Annotated in this window: 17 protein-coding genes; 8 read left to right on the top strand and 9 right to left on the bottom strand. The window is 57.9% G+C overall.

What is annotated here, in order from left to right; genetic code table 11:
- Positions 1 to 7: 7 nt before the first annotated feature.
- Complete coding sequence (locus LZP73_RS07170; RefSeq protein WP_234233775.1) at positions 8 to 1,312, bottom strand: hemolysin family protein; 1,305 nt, start codon at positions 1,310 to 1,312, stop codon at positions 8 to 10.
- 275 nt (positions 1,313 to 1,587) lie between these two features.
- Between LZP73_RS07170 and LZP73_RS07175 the strand changes: the two genes are divergently transcribed.
- The 7 genes from LZP73_RS07175 to LZP73_RS07205 all read left to right on the top strand — a co-directional run bounded on the left by LZP73_RS07175 (position 1,588) and on the right by LZP73_RS07205 (position 13,274).
- Positions 1,588 to 3,111: a YifB family Mg chelatase-like AAA ATPase gene (locus LZP73_RS07175; RefSeq protein ID WP_234233776.1), complete on the top strand. Its 1,524-nt coding sequence runs from the start codon at positions 1,588 to 1,590 to the stop codon at positions 3,109 to 3,111.
- Between the two features lie 253 nt (positions 3,112 to 3,364).
- Complete coding sequence (locus LZP73_RS07180) at positions 3,365 to 3,667, top strand: hypothetical protein (protein ID WP_234233777.1); 303 nt, start codon at positions 3,365 to 3,367, stop codon at positions 3,665 to 3,667.
- A gap of 305 nt (positions 3,668 to 3,972) precedes the next feature.
- Positions 3,973 to 4,815, top strand: a complete 843-nt coding sequence (locus tag LZP73_RS07185) for a PhzF family phenazine biosynthesis protein (protein ID WP_234233778.1) — start codon at positions 3,973 to 3,975, stop codon at positions 4,813 to 4,815.
- A 151-nt stretch (positions 4,816 to 4,966) separates the two neighbouring features.
- Positions 4,967 to 5,887 (top strand): acyltransferase, encoded by a 921-nt coding sequence (locus tag LZP73_RS07190; RefSeq protein ID WP_234233780.1) that lies wholly within the window; start codon positions 4,967 to 4,969, stop codon positions 5,885 to 5,887.
- Positions 5,880 to 6,845: an acyltransferase gene (locus LZP73_RS07195; protein ID WP_234233782.1), complete on the top strand. Its 966-nt coding sequence runs from the start codon at positions 5,880 to 5,882 to the stop codon at positions 6,843 to 6,845. The genes LZP73_RS07190 and LZP73_RS07195 overlap by 8 nt, the downstream gene beginning before the upstream one ends.
- A gap of 245 nt (positions 6,846 to 7,090) precedes the next feature.
- Positions 7,091 to 8,536 (top strand): bifunctional 2-methylcitrate dehydratase/aconitate hydratase, encoded by a 1,446-nt coding sequence (locus tag LZP73_RS07200; protein ID WP_234233784.1) that lies wholly within the window; start codon positions 7,091 to 7,093, stop codon positions 8,534 to 8,536.
- Between the two features lie 241 nt (positions 8,537 to 8,777).
- Positions 8,778 to 13,274 carry an EAL domain-containing protein gene (locus LZP73_RS07205; RefSeq protein ID WP_442800718.1) on the top strand — a complete coding sequence of 1,499 codons (4,497 nt, stop codon included), beginning with the start codon at positions 8,778 to 8,780 and terminating at the stop codon, positions 13,272 to 13,274.
- 119 nt (positions 13,275 to 13,393) lie between these two features.
- On the opposite strand, the gene LZP73_RS07210 is transcribed toward LZP73_RS07205, so the two are convergent.
- The 4 genes from LZP73_RS07210 to LZP73_RS07225 all read right to left on the bottom strand — a co-directional run bounded on the left by LZP73_RS07210 (position 13,394) and on the right by LZP73_RS07225 (position 17,393).
- Positions 13,394 to 14,485, bottom strand: a complete 1,092-nt coding sequence (locus LZP73_RS07210) for a branched-chain amino acid aminotransferase (RefSeq protein ID WP_234233786.1) — start codon at positions 14,483 to 14,485, stop codon at positions 13,394 to 13,396.
- Between the two features lie 132 nt (positions 14,486 to 14,617).
- Positions 14,618 to 15,391 carry a DUF1223 domain-containing protein gene (locus tag LZP73_RS07215; protein ID WP_234233788.1) on the bottom strand — a complete coding sequence of 258 codons (774 nt, stop codon included), beginning with the start codon at positions 15,389 to 15,391 and terminating at the stop codon, positions 14,618 to 14,620.
- 78 nt (positions 15,392 to 15,469) lie between these two features.
- Positions 15,470 to 15,820: a RidA family protein gene (locus LZP73_RS07220; RefSeq protein ID WP_234233790.1), complete on the bottom strand. Its 351-nt coding sequence runs from the start codon at positions 15,818 to 15,820 to the stop codon at positions 15,470 to 15,472.
- A gap of 37 nt (positions 15,821 to 15,857) precedes the next feature.
- Positions 15,858 to 17,393 carry a Na+/H+ antiporter NhaC family protein gene (locus LZP73_RS07225; RefSeq protein WP_234233792.1) on the bottom strand — a complete coding sequence of 512 codons (1,536 nt, stop codon included), beginning with the start codon at positions 17,391 to 17,393 and terminating at the stop codon, positions 15,858 to 15,860.
- Between the two features lie 180 nt (positions 17,394 to 17,573).
- On the opposite strand from LZP73_RS07225, the gene zapB reads away from it, so the two are divergent.
- The gene (zapB, locus tag LZP73_RS07230) at positions 17,574 to 17,774 is read left to right on the top strand and encodes a cell division protein ZapB (RefSeq protein WP_169563807.1); all 201 of its coding nucleotides are present in this window, start codon (positions 17,574 to 17,576) and stop codon (positions 17,772 to 17,774) included.
- Here zapB and LZP73_RS07235 read toward each other — a convergent pair.
- From LZP73_RS07235 to LZP73_RS07250, 4 genes are all read right to left on the bottom strand, one after another.
- On the bottom strand, positions 17,771 to 17,983 hold the full coding sequence (locus tag LZP73_RS07235; RefSeq protein ID WP_234233794.1) for a DUF1107 domain-containing protein: 213 nt from the start codon (positions 17,981 to 17,983) through the stop codon (positions 17,771 to 17,773). The two genes, zapB and LZP73_RS07235, sit on opposite strands and share 4 nt — an antisense overlap.
- A gap of 360 nt (positions 17,984 to 18,343) precedes the next feature.
- Positions 18,344 to 18,952, bottom strand: a complete 609-nt coding sequence (locus LZP73_RS07240) for a thiol:disulfide interchange protein DsbA/DsbL (RefSeq protein ID WP_234233796.1) — start codon at positions 18,950 to 18,952, stop codon at positions 18,344 to 18,346.
- Positions 18,953 to 19,082: 130 nt separating this feature from the next.
- Positions 19,083 to 20,084 carry a serine/threonine protein kinase gene (locus LZP73_RS07245; RefSeq protein WP_234233798.1) on the bottom strand — a complete coding sequence of 334 codons (1,002 nt, stop codon included), beginning with the start codon at positions 20,082 to 20,084 and terminating at the stop codon, positions 19,083 to 19,085.
- Positions 20,071 to 20,388 (bottom strand): DUF3630 family protein, encoded by a 318-nt coding sequence (locus LZP73_RS07250; RefSeq protein ID WP_234233799.1) that lies wholly within the window; start codon positions 20,386 to 20,388, stop codon positions 20,071 to 20,073. Before LZP73_RS07250 ends, LZP73_RS07245 begins: the two co-directional genes overlap by 14 nt.
- Positions 20,389 to 20,390: the final 2 nt, after the last annotated feature.

Consider the following 20,390-nt stretch of genomic DNA (forward strand, 5'->3'; position numbering starts at 1 on the left):
ACCAGGATCACTGCGCCTTATCCAGGGCATCGAGACGGGTCACCAGCAACTGATCTACCCTGTAGGCATCTATGTCCACCACCTCGAACTTGTAACCTGCATAGTTAACGAAATCTGTGCGTTTGGGGATCTTACGCAGCATATACATCATGAAACCCGCTATGGTCTCGTAGTTCTGGCTATGGGGGAACTCCTCTATGCCGAAGGCGCGCATCACGTCGGTTATCGGCGTCACCCCGTCCACCAGCCAGGAGTTGGCGTCGCGGGCGATGATCTGCTCTTCGCTCTCGTGCAGCGACCAAGCCCCCATCACGGCACGCTGCAGATCGTTGGTGGTCACTATCCCGACCACCAGGGCATACTCGTTCATCACCACGGCAAAGTCGGCGCGGCTGTTCTTGAAGTATTCCATCGACTCGGACAGGCTCAGGCTGTCGGGAATGATCAGGGTATTGTGCACCAGGCTACTGCCCTCCAGGCTGATCTGCTCGCCGTTGATCACCCGGATCAACAGCTCCTTGGCATCGACCACGCCCTTGACTGTGTCCAGCTGGCCGTCGCAGACCAGGAACTTGGTATGGGGCGCCTCGGTGATCTTGCGCCTTATGTCCTCTTCACTGTCCTGCAACAGAAAATACACCAGGCTGTCCCGCGCCGTCATGGCTGAAGTAACAGAAACCGTTTGCATTTCAAACACATTCTCCATCATCTGCTGATCGCCTCTGTCCAGCACGCCGGCCTCGGCGCCGGCATTCATCACGGCATAAATATCGTCCGAGGTGATCTCATCGTTGCGTGCTGTGGGGATATGCAGCAACTTGAACAGGCCATTGGCCAGGCCGTTGAACAACCACACCAGTGGCCTGAGCACTGTGATGCACCAGGACATGGGGGCCACCAAGCGCAGCGCCACCCACTCTGGCATCGCCATGGCGACGCGTTTGGGCATGAGATCCGCCAGCAGGATAAACAGACTGGTGACCAGCACGAAAGACAGGAGGAAGCTCAGTTGGCCGAGCCAGGGATCGGCCAGCCAAGGCTGCAACAGGGCAATGAAATGGGGCCTGAAGGCGGACTCGCCGACGATACCGCCCATGATGGCGACGGCATTGAGACCTATCTGCACCACAGTGAAGAAACTGCCGGGATGGGCCTGCAGTTGCAGCACCCGCTCGGCCCGCACGTCGCCCTCATCGGCCAACTGCCGCAAACGTATCTTGCGCGACGCCGCCAGGGCGATCTCCGACATGGAGAAGAAGCAGCTGGCACCGACCAGGCATAGGATCACCAACAGGTTATCGAACAGAGTCATGGAACACCTTATTTAACAATACAGCTGATGAGCTGACTTAAGACAGCGCTCGCCAAGGCAGCAACAGGACGGCTCCGGCCGCGCCAGTACCCAGGTTCAAGTCTAGCGGCCGACAGTCGTGGCCGGGTTATTATATCCGCTTGTTGCCATTGGGAAAGCCCCGCGGCATCTGTCATGGCCGTCAGCGCCACTATTCGCCCCCATGGCCGGGCCCAAGGCAGGAGCGCCAATAGCTGCTAGACTCAAATTATCTTCCAAAACAAAAGGATTTGTTGATGGCTATCGCCTGTGTCACCACCCGCGCCAGCGCCGGCGTCGAGGCACCGGAAGTCAAGGTGGAAGTGCATCTGAGCAATGGCCTGCCCGCCTTCAATCTGGTTGGCCTGCCCGAGGCCTCGGTCAAGGAAGCCAGGGAGCGGGTCCGCAGCGCCCTGATCAACGCAGGCTTCGAATTCCCGACACGCAGGATCACGGTCAACCTGGCACCGGCCGATCTGCCCAAACAGGGCGGCCGCTACGACTTGCCGATCGCCATAGGGATACTCGCCGCCTCGGGGCAAGTGCCGCTCCAGAGCCTGAAGGAGATGGAGTTTATCGGTGAGCTGGCGCTGTCCGGCCATATCCGCTACTGCCAAGGCCTGTTGCCGGCGATACTGGCGGCCAAGCGTCAGGGGCATGGGCTGATCATGCCCCTGGATAACCGCCATGATGCCGAACTGGTCGGCTATGGGGCGGTCCGCTTCGCCGCCCACCTGCAGAACCTGAGCGCCTGCCTGCAGGGACAGACTCGGCTGCCCGGCATCAGCAGCCGCCTGGAATGGCTGCCCCCCGAGCCACAAGCCCCCCAGCCCTGCCTGAGCGAAGTGCTGGGCCAGTACCAGGCCAAGCAAGCGCTGGAGATCGCCGCCGCCGGCAACCATAACCTGTTGATGCTGGGGCCGCCCGGTACAGGCAAGACGATGCTCGCCAGCCGCATCATGCCTCTGCTGCCGCCACTCAACTACGACGAGGCACTGGAGGTCGCGGCCCTGCATTCTGTGGCCGGACTGGACATCAAGCCCGAGGATTTCCTGCGCCGGCCCTTCCGTTCGCCCCACCACACCAGCTCGGCCATCTCCCTGGTCGGCGGCGGCAGCATCCCCAAACCGGGGGAGATCTCCCTGGCGCACAGAGGCGTGTTATTTCTCGACGAAATTGCCGAGTTCCCCCGCAAGGTGCTCGACTGCCTGCGCGAGCCGATGGAGACGGGCGAAGTGGTGATCTCCCGCGCCGCCGCCAAACTCACCTTCGCTAGCCGCTTTCAGCTGATTGCCGCCATGAACCCCAGCCCCTGCGGCGATGCCGACAGCCAGTCCAGGGCCACCCCGGAGCAGATCCAGCGCTATCTGGCCCGCCTGTCCGGGCCCTTCCTCGACCGCTTCGACCTGACCATAGAAGTGCCCAGGCTGCCCCAGGGCACCCTGACTCAGACGGCGCAGCAGGGGGAAAACAGCCAAGTGATCGCCGCCAGGGTCAAGCGGGCCAGGGACATTCAGTTAGGCCGCCAGGGGAGGCTGAACAGCGAGCTGACCGGCACTCAGCTCAAGCAATTCAGCGGCCTGTCCGGGGCGGATCTGCTGTTTCTCGAACAGAGCGTGGTGAAACTCGGGCTGTCGGTGCGCAGCTTTCACCGGCTGCAGCGCGTCGCCCGCACCATAGCAGATCTGCAACAGGAGCCCAGGGCGCAGCGCAGCCATTTGGCCCAGGCCCTGGGTTACCGGGCCATGGACAGGTTGCTGGCCCGGCTGGCACAACAATAACACCCGGATCTCCCCCTGCCGAAAAAGCGCTACAGCCTGGCGGACACTCGACTCTGTCCGCAGGGCGAGCGGACAGTCGCAACGGACAGGGCTCAGGTTTAACAGCGGACAGGAAAATATATAATCAATTGAAATTTAATAATAAATATTTTTGGCACGCTTACTGCTATCTGTACAGCGAAGGTATCACTGTGACATCCATCCGGGATATCGCCAGGGCCAGAGGGCCAAGCCAAGCTACAAGGAGTCAGTAATGAAAACATACATCACCCTGCTGCTAGTCAGCATCTTATCCGCCATGGGCACCATGGCCCATGCTACAACCGCCGAGGTTCTCCTTGCAGAACCTGCAAGGATGACACCCCCAGGTTCATTCCTGAGCGTGGCCCTGGAGCAAGCCGCATCAAACCACGACAAACAGCAACTGGAGGCAGCAATAGACGGGCTGCTGGCACAGACTGGGAAATTGAGCGACGAGATACTGAGTCAACACCAGGCCCAACTTGCCTCGGACCCGGCGCCAGATGCGCTGGCCTTTAACCTGAACTGTATCTAGGCCGCCCCGTGGCCCTGGATAAAGCCGGCTGACACTAAACAGATACACAGAAATCGCACTTTGACACAGGCATTTAGACTTAGGCATTTAGACATAGGCATTTAGACTTGGGCACTTTAATACAGGCACTTAGACTTAGGCATTTTGATACAGGCACTTTGACAAAAGCACTTTGAGTTAGACGCCTTGTTTGGCATGCTGCTCCGGTTACAGTAAGATTTTTGTTTCTGGTTGTCATGACTCAAGCGGGCAATCGAGTGGCGGCCCTTAACCTTATGCCATGTGCTGAAAATTCGGGAAAATAGATGAAGTGTAAGTTAGTGGATGTGTTCACCAATACCAGGCTCACGGGCAATGGACTGACGATTTTCTACGATTTCGATGAGCTGACGGCTGCGCAAATGCAGGCCCTGACCCGGGAGATGCGCCAATTCGAATCTATCTTTCTGACTGCTGTCGATGGCAGGTATAGGGCGAAAATCTTCACAGTGGAGGAAGAGCTCGACTTCGCAGGACACCCGCTCATAGGGTTGGCATACCATTTACATGAAGAGTTCGGAGCGGCTCCTGCCCATCAATGGTCGGTCGAGCTGAATCACACCAGCGTATTGCTCACAAGCTCGGTCACAGAGGGGGCATTTAGCGCCACCATGGCTCAGGGTCGGCCCGACTTCATCAAGACGCTCAGCCCAGAGGAAGCCTCTGTCTTGTATGGGGCGCTGAACCTGGGCGAAGCGCACAGGACCAGCCAGGCTGCCGAGGCGATCTCAACCGGCCTGCCCTACATAATACTGCCTGTGACCCATGGCCTGGAAGACATAGAGTTCAAGGTGGCGAACCTGGAACCCCTGCTGGAGAAACATGGCGCCAAGTTTCTCTATGCGCTGGATATCAATAGCCTAGAAGGCAGAACCTGGGATAACTGTGGCAAGGTTGAAGACGTAGCGACCGGCAGTGCCGCCGGCCCGGTTGCCGCTTACCTGCATAAGCACGCACTGCTCGAGAGCAATGAGCTTATCATACGCCAAGGGCGATTCGTGGGAAGACCCAGCGAAATAGCCGTCAGTCTGGAGTGTGACGCCAACGGGATCAGCAAGATTAACGTCAGCGGTAATGTGGTCAAAGTCGCCGACATGCACTTGGTCTGACAAGCTGCAACATAAGGCATTGGCTTAGGCAACTTGCACGCCTCCTCCGGCACAAGTCAGCATATGAATGCCCCAACATAGCTGAACCTGAGATTGAGCCCGGAGCCGACACCGAGTAACATAGGCCTCCCTTTTTTGTCAGGAGAGTTGCATGCGGGCATTATTAATACGAGTCAGGGGCTGGATCGCCTTCTGTGGATACGTGGTGAATACCCTGTTCTGGGTCATGCCTATCTTCGTCATCAGCCTGTTCAAACTCATTCCCGTCACGCCGCTGCGCACCGGCTGCAGTTATCTGCTGGATCATTGCGCCAGCGCCTGGATCAGCGTCAATACCCTCATTGAAAAGCTATTCCACCCGGTCGACATACGTTTCTCCGGTGACACGCATTTCTCCACCCAGGAGTGGTACATGGTGATCGCCAACCATCAGTCCTGGGTCGATATCCTGATACTGCAACGACTGCTGAACCATAAGATCCCTTTCCTCAAGTTCTTCCTCAAGCAACAGCTACTGTATGTGCCTGTGCTGGGGCTGGCCTGGTGGGCCCTGGATTTTCCTTTCATGCGCCGCTACAGCACGGCCCAATTGAAGAAAAATCCCAAACTCAAGGGCAAGGATATAGAGATCACCCGTAAGGCCTGTGCCAAGTTCAAGCATAAGCCCGTCAGTGTGATGAATTTTGTCGAGGGCACCCGCTTCAGCCAAGCCAAACACAGCAAGCAAGGCTCGCCCTATCGGCATCTGCTGAAACCCAAGGCCGGCGGCATGGCCTTCGCCCTCTCGGCCATGGGTGAGCAGATCCATAAACTGGTCGATGTCACCATCTACTACCCGGGCAAGGTGCCCAGCTTCTGGGAGTATATCTGTGGCGATCTGAGTCGCGTCTATGTCGATGTGAAGATCACCGACATAGCCCAGGAGATGCGCGGCGATTACATGAACGACAGACAATTCAAGATAGGCTTTCAGGAGCAGCTCAATCTTTTGTGGCAGCGCAAAGATGCCCTCTTGAGTCAATATGCCGAGCAGGCGGGCAAGCAAACAGAGGATAGCGCCAAGCATGTTTAGTTTTCTTCCCGGCCCAATCGTATTTTTACTCAGCCTCAGTCTGCTGATCATCAACACTGTCCTGTGGAGCTGCCTGATCAGCCTGGGGGGCATAGTCAAGTTCCTGCTGCCGATCAAGCCACTGCAACTGGGGATCACGGCGCTGATGAACCGCTGCATGTGGGCCTGGGCCAGCTGCAACGGCGGCATACTGTTTCTGATCGCCAAGATAGAATGGGATGTCCAGGGGCTGGATGAGCTGGACAAGCATGGCTGGTACCTGCTGATCAGCAACCACCTCAGTGGTTTCGACATAGCAGCCCAAACTTACCTGCTGCGTAACCATATTCCCATGTTGAAGTTCTTTCTCAAGAAGGAGCTGCTGTATGTGCCCTTGATGGGCCTGGGTTGCTGGGCACTGGACATGCCCTTCATGAACAGAACCAGTCCGGCCAAGTTGAAGAAGAATCCCAAGCTCAGGGGTAAAGATCTGGCGACCACCCGCCGCGCCTGCGAGAAATTCAAACACATGCCGACGTCGATCATCAACTATGTCGAAGGCAGCCGCTTCACCGAAGACAAGCGCCGGCGCCAGAACTCGCCATACCGCTACCTACTGCGGCCCAAGGCCGGCGGCATCGCCTTCACCCTCTCGGCCATGGGGGAGCAATTCACCAAGGTGCTCGATATCACCCTTGTGTATCCGGACGCCCCCAAGGACATACTCTTCGGGGTCATGAGCGGTAAGGTCAACAAGATAGTGGTGAGGATCCAAGCCCTGCCGGTGCCCAGAGTCGACGACAAGCGCTATTTCAGCGATCCCGAGTACAGGGTCGATTTTCAGCGCTGGCTCAACCAACTCTGGGCCGATAAAGATCGCCTGATCCACCAGATACTGCAACAACACACCGCCCCAGTGCCGGCAACTGAGCCGGCAGCAGAGCCGGAAAAACAGCCGGCGAAAGCCCCGAAAGAATAACGCCAATGCGGCGCCTGCATAGGCGCCGCCTTGCATGCCCTTCCAACCTCATACATTCCTCCCTTCCCTGCAGCTCAGGCATACCGAGCCCGCGCCGGCCCCAAGTTCATGCCATCCGGTTGGCAAATGCCATTGAGTTCGACCAGACTGACAGAGCCACAGGCCCAAGTCTGAGCCCAAGCAAATAGGCCAGACGAGCGGGCAACAGCCCATGAGTCAAGACAGCGCAACAGGGAGCATAAGCCATGTCAGCCAATGTGGAAGCCAACGTCCGCCCCAAGCCGGATCCCGTGCTGGTGGATATCGCCGACTATGTCTGTGACTATAAAATCGACAGCCGGGAGGCCTACCACACGGCCCGTTACTGCCTGATGGATAGCCTGGGCTGCGGCCTGTTGGCGCTGCGTTTCCCCGAATGCACCAAGCACCTGGGGCCACTTGTGCCTGGCACTCTTGTGCCATGCGGGGTGCGGGTACCTGGAACCCAGTTGCTGCTGGATCCCGTCAAGGCGGCCTGGGACATAGGCGCCTGCATCCGCTGGCTCGACTACAACGACACCTGGCTGGCGGCGGAATGGGGCCATCCCTCGGACAATCTGGGCGCCATCCTGGCGGTCGCCGACCATGTGTCGCAGCAGCGCGTCGGCCAGGGCAAGCCCGGGCTGAGCATGAGAGAGGTGCTGACCTATATGATCAAGGCTCACGAAATCCAGGGGATACTGGCGCTGGAGAATAGTTTCAACCGTGTCGGCCTGGATCACGTGCTGCTGGTCAAGGTGGCCTCGACCGCGGTAGTGACCCATATGCTGGGCGGCACCAAGGCGCAGATCATCGACGCCCTCTCCCAGGCCTGGGTCGATGGCCAGTCGCTGCGCACCTACCGCCACGCGCCGAACGCCGGCTCGCGCAAGTCCTGGGCCTCCGGCGATGCAGCCTCCCGGGCCGTGCGCCTGGCGATGCTGACCATGACGGGCGAGATGGGTTATCCGAGCGCCCTGAGCGCCCCAAGATGGGGCTTCTGCGATGTGCTGTTCGAGGGCAAACGCCTGCAAGTCACCCGCCCCTACGCCAGCTATGTGATGGAAAACATACTGTTCAAGGTCGCTTACCCGGCGGAGTTTCACGCCCAAACTGCGGTCGAGTGTGCCCTCATGCTCCATCCACAAGTCCAGACGCGCCTGGAGGAGATAGCTAAGATAGTCCTGTCTACTCAAGAATCGGCGCTACGCATCATCTCCAAACGCGGCCCGCTACATAACCCGGCCGATCGCGATCACTGTCTGCAGTACATGGTGGCCATCCCACTGCTCTACGGCAGCCTGAGCGCAGAGCACTATGAAGACGCTGTCGCCGCCGATCCGCGCATCGACGCGCTGCGCGCCAAGATGCGGGTCGAGGAAGACAAGGGTTACAGCGAGGACTACCTGGACCCGCAAAAACGCAGCATAGCCAACGCAGTGCAGATCTTCTTCAAGGACGGCAGCGCGACCGAGAAGGTCGAAGTGCACTACCCCCTGGGCCATAGGCGCCGCCGTGCCGAAGCCATTCCCTTGCTGGAAAGTAAGTTCAGGCATAACCTGGCGAGCCGTTTTGCCGCCAAACGCAGCGGCGAAATCTTCGACCTCTGCCACCGGCAGACGCGGCTGGAAAATACCCTGGTGCATGAATTTATGGCTCTGCTGTACGTCTAGCCCTGTGTCCCAGCCGGTCCCAGAGATGGGCCTGTCAGCCCGGCGCCAGCCGGGGCAAGATTTGTGACAAATTTCACTAAACCTTTAGCCAGTACAGTTATAAGAGTGTTAATATTGCCCCACTTAGGTACTAAGAGTACCGACTCCATGATGACTATCTTATAGATAGCGACAACAAGATGTCTCCACCAAGAGACTCATTCGGATAGAGGCGAATTTGGGACAGCCAGCTAGCCCGCTCGTGCGCACATTCCTGTATTTTCATGTTCTGCTGTCGTGGGCCTTTCTGGCCCTGTATGCGCCGGCTGCCGCCGCCGCTCCAGTGCTGCCATCCGTATTAAAATTTGAACACCTTACCAGTCAGGATGGCCTGAACCAAAATACCATTACCAGCCTGTTCATGGATAAGGCCGGCATGTTATGGGCCGGTACCCAGGATGGGCTGCATAGCTATAATGGCAATGATTTCCAGGTGTTCCTGCATTCCTCCCAAGACCCTGACAGCATTTCGGAAAGCTATGTCACGGACATAATCCAGGACGGCGATGGCTTCCTCTGGGTGGCAACCCTGAGCCATGGCCTCAATCGGCTCGATCTCAACACGGGCAAATTCCAGCACTTCGATAAGGCCCAGGGCCTGAATGACCCCAGAGTTACCAAGCTCGGCGTGACAGGCGACACCCTGTGGATAGGCACGGAAACGGGCCTGTATGCCCTGTCACTCCACAACAACAGCATCAAACAACTGGAGCTGGGCAATAGCCAAACACCCAAGATCACCAGTTTGGCCAATGCCGCCAACACCTACCTGCTGGTTGGCACTCAAGAGGACGGCGCCTTCGCCATCAGCAGCAACAAGATCACCCAGCTGGGGTTGCCACAAGGGCTGGCGGTGAACCAGATCCGCGCGACCTCTCTCTATTCAGTCTGGTTCGCGCTCAAGAATCAGCTGTGGCACTACAGCCTGGAAACCCAACAAGCCGAGCTCGTCTGGCAACAAACGCCCTCGGCGACCGACGTTGCCAACATAAACGACTTCTCCGTCTCGGCAACCGGGGTCATATGGGCCATAAGTCCAGGCAAGGGGCTGATACAGATAGATAATGCCGGCACCCATTTGCATGTCAAATACCATATGAATGCCCCGCAACGCGGCTCCAGTCTCAGCGACAGCAACATGAGCCGCCTGTTGCTGGACAACTCAGGCACCCTGTGGATTGGTGGCCTCTATTCCGGCATAGACAGGGTTAGCCTGGATAAGCAGCACTTTGAGTATTTCTTCGAAAACAACAACATAAACCCACGCCAGAACAATAATATCCGCGCCCTGTTTCGCGCCGCCAACGGCGATCTCTGGATAGGCACGGATGGCGGGGGATTGAAGAGCCTGCCCCATGACGGCGACGACTACCTGCATCACAACGCCCTGTTTGCCAAGGCACTCGGGCTGCAGGAAACGGAACTCAAACTGATCATCCGCGACATAGCCCAGGACAGGCAGGGACGGCTATGGTTCGCCAGCAATTATGGTGTCGCCGTCCTGGCTCCCGACGGCGACTTCAGGCTGCTTTCCCTGGAGGAAAACAGCCTGGGGCGGCAGCAGGACGAGCTGGTGCGCAATCTGGAATTCGACGCCGAGGGCCGGCTCTGGGTCGCCACCGCCAAGGAGCTGTATGTCAAGCCTGCGGACAGGGACGAATTCAGGCAATTCTCTTTCGCCTCCCTGCCGGAATTCGATGCCGAAACCAATCAAATCATAGTCATCAGGGCCTTGGGGAGTCGCCTCTGGCTCGGCACCTTCAATGGCCTCATCAGCCTGGATCCCGACACGGGCGCCGGCCGCATGTTCCACCAAGAAGACGATCCCAACCTGGGCCTGAGCAACGACAGAATACGCGACATAATCCAGGCCAGAAACGGGGATATCTGGGTTGCCAGCCATGGCGGCCTGAGTCGCCTGCGACCACAGGCCGAGGGCTATAAATTTACGCACTATAACGGTGCCCAGGGACTGCCGAGCGATACCGTCTATGCCATGCTCGAAGACAGGCAGGGCGACATCTGGCTCAGCAGCAACGCCGGCATCAGCAGATTATCTCCGGATGGCAGTATCATCACCTTCAATGAGCTCGAAGGCCTGCAGGCACTGGAATACAATGGCGCCGTCGCCATGGCCGATGACAACGGCGATCTCTGGTTTGGTGGCATACGCGGCATCAACAGGTTCAATCCGGCCCGGATCCCCTCACACAGGACGGCGACCCGGCCAACGCTGACAGGCTACAAGATAGCAGGTCACGCCCATCGCTTACTCGACCTGAGTCGACCACCCGTCATAGAGATGCAATTTGACGATCAGGTGATAGGCTTCGAGGTGGGCTCACTGGATTTCAGCTACCCGGGTCAGTACCTATTCGGCTACCGACTCGAAGGTTTCGACAGTCAATGGCACACGTTGCACAACACGTCTGAGATCACCTACACCAACCTGCCTCCGGGAGACTACACCCTGAGGGTGCGTCAGGGCCTGCAATACAATGCCCCGGGGGATGAAGCCCTGGAAGTGAAACTCAAGGTGCTGGCGCCTTTCTACCTCACCAAGCTGGCCTATGGCCTCTACTGGCTGACAGGATTCGCCCTGCTGCTGGGTTTCAGCCTGCTGCAACGCAGGAAACGCCTGCGCCAGAGGGAGTTCGAAACCAGCATCAGGGCGTCGGAGGAGCGGCTGAAGCTGGCACTCTGGGCCTCGGGGGACGGCATGTGGGACTGGAGCATCTCCAAGGACCAGGTTTACCGCACCAACATGGCACCTCTTTCGGCCTATGGCAGCGGCACTCAAACCCTGATAGACAATATTTATCCCGAAGACAGGGCCAGGGTAAGACAGGCCCTGACAGATCACCTGGAGGGGAAATCGGCGTTCTACGAGGCCGAATATCGTATAGAGCAACAGCCGGGAGAATTAATCTGGCTGCTGGATCGCGGCAAGGTGGTCGAAACCGATGGCAATCGGCAACCTGTGCGCATGGCCGGCACCCATAAAGACATCACCAGCCGCAAGCTGACAGAGAATGAGCTCAGATTGTCATCCCAGGTGTTGCAGAGCATGAACGAGGCCGTGGTGGTCGGCGATCTCAATTTCAGGATCTGCTCGGTCAATCCGGCCTTCAGCGCCATCACAGGCTTCAGCCAGCAGGAGGTCTATAACCAGCACTTCCTCTTCCTGGCGCTGGGCAAGAGGCAACGCCAGAGCTACCTGAATATCGAGCGTCAGTTGTTGCGCCACAAGCACTGGGCCGGTGAGATCAAGATACGCACCCGTAACCGCAAGAGCATCCTCATCTGGCTGGAGATCAACCAGGTCATAGACAACAAGGGGGAGACCAGCCACTTCGTCGCGGTATTTACCGATATCACAGATCGCAAGAAGGCCGAGGAAGATCTGCGCTTCCTCGCCAGCTTCGACACCCTCACTGGCCTGCCCAACCGCACCCTGTTTCAGGACAGACTGAACCATGCCATAACCCAGGCCCACAGGGCCGGCACCATAGTGGCACTCTTCTTCCTGGATCTCGACAGATTCAAGCATGTCAACGACTCCATGGGCCACCATGTCGGCGACATGCTGCTCAAGTCGGTCGCCCTCAGGCTGCAAAACGCCATCAGGGAAGGCGACACTGTCGCCCGTCTGGGCGGCGACGAATTCACCATCATACTCGAGGGCATCAACCAGGCAAAAGCCGCCACAGTGGTGGCCGAGAAAGTGTTGCGGGCATTCCAGGCGCCTTTCCTGCTCGATGACAACACTGTGACCATCTCGCCTTCCATAGGCATCAGCCTGTATCCCAACGACGCGGATAACAGCGCCGCCCTGATCAAGTATGCAGATACCGCCATGTATCATGCCAAGGCATCGGGCCGCAACAACTTCCAATTCTACACCAGCAGCCTGAACGAATATGCGGTGCGCCATGTCCAGCTCGAAGCCGGCCTGAAGCTGGCCATACAGCGCAACGAGTTCCATCTGGTTTATCAGCCCAAGTTCAATGTCATAGACGGCACCCTCAGCGGACTGGAAGCCCTGCTGCGCTGGGAAAGCCCTGAGTTGGGCAACATCTCACCGGCGGAGTTTATCCCGCTGGCCGAGGAAACCGGCATCATCACCCAGATAGGCCAGTGGGCCATACACCATGCCTGCAGCCAGTTGGCCAGCTGGCATGAGCAGGGTTATACCAATGTCGCGGTGGCGGTGAACCTGTCGGCCAGACAGCTCAAGGCCGACATCATCTCCACCATAGAAGTCGCGCTGGCGGTTTCCGGCCTGGCAGCGAGTGCGCTGGAATTGGAACTGACCGAGTCCATGATCATGGCAACCCCCCAGGATTCGGTCGCCATTCTGACTCAGCTCAAGGCCCTGGGGCTCAGCATAGCGGTAGACGACTTCGGCACCGGCTATTCCAGCCTGAGTTACCTCAAGCGTCTGCCGCTGGATACCCTCAAGATAGATCGTGAGTTTGTCAGGGATATTTCCAATGATCCTGATGATGCGGCGATCACCAGCGCCATCATAGCCCTGGCCCATAGCCTGGATCTCAAGGTAGTGGCCGAAGGGGTGGAAACCCAGGAGCAGCTCAACTTCCTCGCCGGAGAAGGTTGTGATCAGGTACAGGGCTTCCTGTTCAGCCGGCCACTGCCGGCAAGCCAATGCCTGGAGCTATTCAAGGCGGGTAAATGGTGACCAAGGCACTGCGCAGCCAAATCAAGGCACTGCACAGCCAAGACAAAGCGCAGCCAATAATAAAGGCTCCCTCGGGAGCCTTTATTATTAGGTTGCTTGATGGCACATGAGCCAGGTGTTCAGCCCTGTCGGCGTTCGACCTTCTGCACCCAACCCGGCGGCGCGGCCACCAGGCCCTTCTGCATGTCGGTATAGAGACGATACAGTCTCAGGGTATGTTCTCCCACCTCGCCGTTCCCCACAGTGACGACACGGCCATCTTCGAAGATATAGGAACCCACGGGTGACACCACGGCGGCGGTGCCGAAGCCGCCGGCCTCGATGATCTCCCCCGCCTCTATGTCGGCAATGAACTTATCCAGCATCACAGTTTCCTGGCGCACTTCACAGCCGAGCAATTCACCCAGCTCCAGCATGGACTGGGAGGTAATGGACTTGAGTATGGTATCTGTGAAGCTCGGGATGATCACTGTGCCATCTTTGAGGATGTGGAAGTGGTTCATGGCGCCGACTTCTTCTATCTGTTGATTGCTGACATCCAGGTAGAGCACCTGCGCCGCGCCATAGGCAGCGGCGGCCTTGCCGGCCCGCAGGGAGGCGGCATAGTTGCCCGCAGCCTTGGAAGCGCCCGTGCCACCGGAAACCGCACGGTGGAATTGCTTGCTGATGAGCAAACGGATCGCCTGGTTGACCCCGGCAGAATAATAGGCACCGCTTGGGCTCAGGATGACGCAGAAAGTATATTGGTTGCTCGGGCTGACAGACAGTCTGTCTTCGGTGGCGAAGATGAATGGCCGGATATAGAGACAAGCCCCCTCTTGCATAGGGAACCAGAGGCGATCCACGTCTATGAGGGCGTTGATCGCCGCCAATTGCATCTGCTCAGGAAGATCCGGGATACAGACGATCTCGGCCGAACGGTTCATGCGCTCGGCATTCTTGTTGAGGCGGAAGGTATAGATCTCACCGTCCTCATGCATGAAGGCCTTGGCGCCCTCGAAGATAGACTGACCGTAATGCAGCGACATGGCGCCCGGCGCCATCTCGAATGGCCCATAGGGCACTATCCGGGGATCCTGCCACTGACCATCACGGTAATCCATCAGAAACATATGATCTGTCCTGAGGTTGCCGAAACCCACGTTGCCCTCGGGCCGGAATGGTTCAGTACGGCGCTCTGACGCGGGTTTTAAATTATATTTTATATCCATGACATACCACCTTGAAGACTGAGCAAGCAGACTAGGGAGCGACAAGGCTAAAGTCAAGTGTGAGCCGCCCCCAGGGCCGGCAGTGGCGGTAATATTTCTATACGCAGCCGCGACGGCATCCCGGCCTGCGCCTCACTCGAGCCAATCGGCCACCGCCTGCAACGGGCGGCCATCGGCTTCAATCCAGGCCACCCAGGCCAGGCGGCCCGCAGCGGCAATCTTGGGGATGGCAAACAGCTCGGGCTGCAGCCTGGCGTGAAAACGGTTGCCGCCCGCTGCAGGGGCCAGCCGGGTGTAGTTCAGCACTATGAAGTCCTGCTGCAAGCGCTTGTGGCTGTTCTCACCCCGCTCCACCTTGGTAATGAACCCGGATCCCACCAAGGCCAGCTGCAAGCTGTACTCAGGCCCATGGGTCGAGCCTTGGGTCGCTGCCGGCGTTGGTGTGAAACTCGCCCTCAGCTCGTCGCCGTCAATGCTTAACCTGAGCCGTCCCACCTGCTCCCCTCGCGCCCCGGGCAGGGCTCTATCGCCACCGAACCAGCCGCGCCATTCCCGACCGTCGATCACAAACTGCGGGGTATACACCTGCCGGCTATGCAAGCGTTCCAGGTGCTCATACTGCCGCCGGCTGAAGCTCCTGTCCCCAAAGGGGTCCTGCCAGCCCAGGTAGTCCCAATAGGTCACATGGAAGGCCAACGGAAAATAGTGCCGCCATAAGTCGGGCTCGGCGCCGAACGCATTCAACCAGGCCTCGGCCGGCGGACAGCTGCTGCAGCCCTGGGAGGTAAAAAGCTCTATGACATGGGGCCTGAAATCCTGGCTGAGCTTGTCGAAGCTGTGCAACGACTGGGCCAGCGGCGCCGTGCATAAGAGGCAGAATATCAGTGGCAACACGGACTTCATCATGGTGTTTCTCCTTGCTATAGCATAGGAGACCCGCAATTGCCTCTGTGCTATTCAAGCACCATGATGAGCAGATGCCGCCTATTTCAAGGCGGCGACAACCGACACTTCCACCCTGTACTCTGGCTCGGCAATGGCCGCCTGCACACACGCTCTCGCCGGGGCATGCCCCTCGGCCAGCCAGGCATCCCAGACGGCATTCATGGCGTCGTAATCGGCCATGTCTTTCAGGTAAATGGTCGCCGACAGCAACCGCTCGCGGGAACTGCCCGCCTGGCGCAACAGGCCGTCGACTTCCTCCAGCATGCTCTGGGTCTGCGCCTCTATGCCCTGGTGCTTATCCTTGGCCACCTGACCACAGAGATACACAGTGCCATTGTGGATCACTGCACTGCTCATTCTCTTGCCTGTTCCCAGTCTCACTATATCCATGTTGTCTTCTCCAGGTTTTAGAGGCTAAGCCTCTGATTTATTTTGATGAAAATATCAAGCTATGATCAAGCCGACGCCAGGGTCCATAGTAGCGCTTAGCCAATGCCAGACTCAAAACGACCATAGAGACACAGCTCAGCCACACCCAGCCGGCGCCCATGCCGACATTGAGCAATTGATACCCCAACAGCGCCGCAACCGCGGCAATCAGGACGAAGGGCAGCTGGCTCACGACATGCTCGTGGGGCTCACAACCACTGCTGGTGGCACTGAGCACGCTGGTATCGGAAATCGGCGAGCAGTGATCGCCAAACACAGAGCCGGCCATCACGGCGCTGAGGGCGGGGAGCAGCATTCCCGGTGCCACCGCCGCGGCGATTTCACTGCCTATGGGGATCATGATGGCGAAGGTGCCCCAGCTCGAGCCGGTGGCGAAGGCCATCAGGGCGCACAGGAGGAACATCCCCGCCAGCAACAGCTGGCTCGACAGATAGAGCTCGGCCCAACCGGCGAGCAGGCTGGCCACCCCGAGGTCCCGGATCACCGCCCCTATCATCCAGGTGAACAAGAGTATGGCGATGGCATAGAGGATGAGCCTGAAGCCAAGGGCCAGATCCCGCCACAGTAGGCTCAGGCTGCGCCCTGTGCCCTTGAGCATGGCCAGGGTCAGCAGGCAGGCCAGCAGACTCGCATCACGCATGGCAGCGCCTATGTCCGCCTTGGCCAGCCAGAGGCTCAGATCCCAGCCCGCCACCTGACGGGCACCCGAGCAGAGGGTCAGAACCATGGCGCCCCCCAGCAGGGTCAAGATGGGAACTCCCAGCAACCAGGGATTGGCCTTGGCCGCAGCGCCGGATTGACTCTCGGCCTGGAGGCGGAGCTTTTCCCAGCCAGGCATGGCCCTGGACTTGGGCTTGGGGAACCCCATACCCGACCAGGCGGCCCAAGCGGCGATGCCCAGGGTCAGGACCGCATAGAAATTGACTTGCGCCATCTGCAGGAAGGCGCTCAACGGGGTGACGGGCAAGAAGCCGATCCCCGCCAGCAGGGCCATGACGTACGGCCCCCAGGTGGAGAAAGGCAGCAGGGCGCACAGGGGCGAAGCGGTCGAGTCCACCAGATAAGCCAGCTGGCGCCGACTTATGCCGTATCTGTCCACCAGGGGCTGGCACACGTGGCCGACGGCCAGGCAACTGAAGATGCCGTCGATAAACACCAGCCACCCCAGGAGCACTATGCCGATACGCGCCTGGGGTTCACGACGAACCCTGAGATACAGCCACTGTCCCAGCGCCTCGACGGCGCCGCCCCGGGCCAGCAGCTGGGTCATCATGCCGAGCAATGCCATGGCCGCCAACACGTTGAGGTGCCACTGCTGCCAGGCCCCGGCGGCATAAAATTGCTGGCTCAGTATCTGCCACAGATAGGCAATCCCGGCGAGGGGCTGCCAGTCGGCGAGCAACAGGCTGCCGCAGAGGACTCCCGCCCCCAGGGCGAGCAGGGTGCGCCTGAGCGTCAGGGCCAACAGTAAGGTCAATACCAAGGGCAACAGCGAAACCAGACTGGCTTGCATCCGGCACTCCAAATAGGAAATAACGACAAGAATACTAACGAGTTAGCAACAAGTGCAAAAGAAAAGCCGTCGACCCGGCATTTAATGTTTATTTTTTGAGCTGTCAGTCATTCGCCCTATTCCCTAAGCGGCGCCGACTGCTAGAATCACAACCCCATCCGAAAACCATAAGGACTCCCCATGAGCCTTGAATTACTGTCCAAGCTGGAAACGAAAATCCAGGCAGCACTCGACACCATAGAGCTCTTGAAAATGGAGCTGGAAGAAGAGAAGCAAAAGAGTCATACCCTGAGTGAGCAAAACCAACAGCTGCAACAGGAACTCAGTTCCTGGAACGAGAAAGTCACAGGTCTTGTTGGCTTGCTGAACAGCGAAATCTAAACCGTTTTCGTTTGATGTGTCTGGGTTGTAAGCAGCCCATTCAATTCAAGAATGGCCTGCTTAACCTTAGGCAGGCTGCTTCTCGGTAACACAAATTTGCCGTTATCGAATTCGAGTCTCCCCAAATCCGCCACCCAGATAGCCCCTTTCAAGAAAATGCGCACATGCTTCACGATAAGCTTTGGCGCGTACACGGGAAAAGTTCTCACAGTACCTCCGACATACAGCTTGTTATTCTTTGTCTCAAAGACTCAGACCCGCAGTCGGCCTCCAGAGTTTCCCCCAGGGGGTGATTTGGTGAAAATAAAATCCCCGTTAAGACTAACCAATTGATTATAAAAGCAACAAACAACAGCTAAGTTTAACCGTGTCGTAAAGATGTCACTTGCCAATAAATTGACGCCCTGCTACATTTAAGCTGTTACTCAGGGTAAAACTGAGCCCTATGGCTCTACTGCCGTACTTCTTGCGACCAGGAGGTACGGTTTTTTTTGCCTGAGATTCAAGAATATGCCGGCAGAAAATAAAAAAGGAGCCATTCGGCTCCTTCATCTCGGGGACGTACGTCCTTACTTGGTCGTCAGGTAGAGAGCGATGTCTATCGCCTCGTCATAGGACTTGATAGCGCCGGTTTCGACCCTGTACTTGCCGTTGACTATCAGTGTCGGCACCCCGGATACCTTGGCATTTTCGGCCGCACGGCGCATTTTCGCAATCTGCGCATTCACCATGAAGGAGTTGGCGGCGGCGTCGAAGTCTTTGGCCGCGACCCCGTTGGCAACGAACAGGGCACGGATATCCTCACGCTTGGTGAAGTGCTGCTTCTTCTCGTGGATGGCGCTGAACAGGGCGGCATCCATGGTCTTCTCCACATTCAACTGATGGGCGACAGCGAAGGCACGCGACATTTCCGGGCCCATTTCCCGGCCGATGAAATCCACATGCGACTGATTGAAGGTGACGTTCTTCGGTATCCTGGCTTCCAGCTTAGGCAGGGCCGTCTTGGAGAAACGATAGCAGTGGGGGCAATAGAAAGAGAAGAACTCGGTGATCTCGGGTTTGCTGGTGCCAGGACCATCGTTGATCACTGTGTAATGCACGCCTTCCTGATAATCGACGGCCAGTGCAGCCATGGGTGCCAGCAACAGGGCGGCAGCCATCAATAGTACTTTTTTCATGGGTATTCCTTTATTCAACTGGGCAATAATAGGCTTATCGCGTTCGAGATTAACACATTACGTTTTTCGAGTGTATCTCAAGCCGAGAGTTCAATTTCAGGCTAACAAATACCTGGCTCCAACTCTGCTGTTAGTAAGGCAACAGGCTCAAGGGTGGCTCATCCAGCGCCGCCAACTGTTCCTTGAAGGCCAATATCTGCTGCTCCCAATACTTGTCCTCGGCGAACCAGGGAAAGTTGGCCGGGAAGGCAGGATCTTGCCAACGGCGACTGATCCAGGCGTTATAGTGCACCATGCGCAGGGCCCGCAACGGCTCGATCAGCACCAGCTGGCGTGTGTCGAAATCACAGAACTCCCCGTAGGCTTCGAGCAAGATCTCCAGCTGCAGCTGGCATTGGCGGCGATCCCCTGTCAGCATCATCCACAGATCCTGAATCGCCGGCCCCATACGGGCATCGTCGAGATCCACAAACCCTGGGCCCTCTGGGGTCCAGAGTATGTTGCCCGGATGCAGATCCCCGTGCAGTCTTATGCCGGGAAAATCCTGCCCTTGCCAGATGGCCGTCGCCTTGGCCAGCACCTGCTCGACCACAGTGAAGAAAGCCAGCTGCAAATTAACAGGCACATGCCCCGAGCGTTTCAACCAGTCCAGCGACGCCTGGCCGAGGATCTCCGGGGTGAGCGGCTCTCGATAGACGAAACTGCCCTGAGCCGCATATTGATGAATGCGGCCGATGAAACGGCCGACGGCCTCCAATTGGTCGAGATTATCCACCTCGAAGGCCCTGCCGCCGATGGACGGAAACAGGGTGAAACGGAACCCCTCATGGGTATGCAGTGTCTTGCCATTCAATATGACGGGGATGGCGATAGGCACGTCCTGAGCCGCCAATGCCAAGGCGTAATCATGCTCCTCCTGGATCTGGGCATCGCTCCAGCGCTCGGGGCGATAAAACTTCACCACATAGCGCCGGCCGCGATCACAGCGAAACTGGTAGACCCGGTTCTCATAGCTGTTCAGGGCCACCAGGCCTGTCTCAGGATAGATACCCAGGCCTTCTATGGCGTCCAGGATGAGATCCGGCGTCAATGCCTGGAAATGAAAGCCTGCACCCGTGTTATTGTCCTGCATTCTGTGCCGCCTTCAGATGGGGTTTGAGCAGTTGTGCCAGATAGGCCAACACCTCGAAATCGCTATCCCGCTCGACGCTGAGCCAACAGATATCGCCATAAAATTCATAATTAAGCCACACGGGGCATGACTCGAAATCGAGCAGCCACTGATGTCTGTCCGCTCCCCATTGGCGCTCACGCACCTTGGCGTCCAGAGCCAACGCCAGCGGCTCGGCAAACTCACCGAAACGCTCGAAGTCGACCTCGGCCGTGATCGCCAGGCTAAGGGAGCCCCTGTCCAATTGCACCGTCTTTATGTTCATTT

Origin of the sequence: Shewanella sp. AS16 (genome assembly GCF_021412365.1) — a bacterium.
Taxonomy (GTDB): Bacteria; Pseudomonadota; Gammaproteobacteria; order Enterobacterales; family Shewanellaceae; genus Shewanella; species Shewanella salipaludis.